Origin of the sequence: Paenarthrobacter sp. TAF1 (assembly GCF_052113825.1) — a bacterium.
Taxonomy (GTDB): Bacteria; Actinomycetota; Actinomycetes; order Actinomycetales; family Micrococcaceae; genus Arthrobacter; species Arthrobacter nicotinovorans.
In genome coordinates this window covers 1-731 of record NZ_JBFRDO010000048.1, presented here as the reverse complement: position 1 = coordinate 731, position 731 = coordinate 1, and the positions used below count along the sequence as shown (strand labels likewise).

General features: G+C 64.8%; 1 protein-coding gene. It reads right to left on the bottom strand.

Going from position 1 to position 731, the window contains the following annotated elements; translation table 11 throughout:
- The coding region (locus AB4Y81_RS21545; RefSeq protein ID WP_441996932.1) for a hypothetical protein at window positions 1-731 on the bottom strand (731 nt) is incomplete at both ends.

Below are 731 nucleotides of genomic sequence, written 5' to 3'. Positions count from 1 at the left end.
GGGTTTTGTTGGCAGGTGTCGGCGACGAGTGCTCTTTGTGTTTTCCAGACGTGGATGGTTGTGGCTGGTGTGGTCAGGTCCAGGGTTCCGTTGATGGGTAGTGGTGGGCCGTTGTTGACGGAGTAGGTGCCGGTGAAGCTGGTGGTGATGGTGGCGGGGTAGTTKCCGGTTTSGGTGTAGCTGTGGCTGGWGCGGGTTTCGGTGGTGAGCCATTCGGCTTCGGGGAKGGGGTAGCCGGCGGCGGGGGTGGGGCCCAGGGTGGTGCCGTCTCCGAAGGTGTAGGTGTGGTTGGCGGGGGTGGCGGTGAGGTGGATGGCTTGGCCGAGGATGGTGACGTCGAAGGTTTGTTCGGTGGCGGTGGTGTAGAAGTTGGTGGGTCCGCCTTTGAGGGTGTGGGGGAAGGGTTGGGCTTGGAGGTTTCCTGGGTTGATGGGGAGTTGGCGGAAGTCGTTGAGGATGCGGGCGGCGATGTCGGCGAGGACGTTTTGCGGCTCTGCGTCATAGAGGCAGGTGGGGCCGGTGATGGGGATCCAGTTGGTCCAGCCGGGGTTGGTGATGGCTTTGGGGGCTTCTTTCCAGATGACGGGGGTGCCTTCTGGGCCACCGGGTGTGGTGGCGGGGCAGTCGAGGGCGTCGCAGCCGGGGTCTTTGGTGTCGGGTCCGTCGGCACGGCAGTGGGTATCGGCCATGTACTGGTTGGGGTCCTCGGCGGTGGTTGGGGTCCTCGGCGG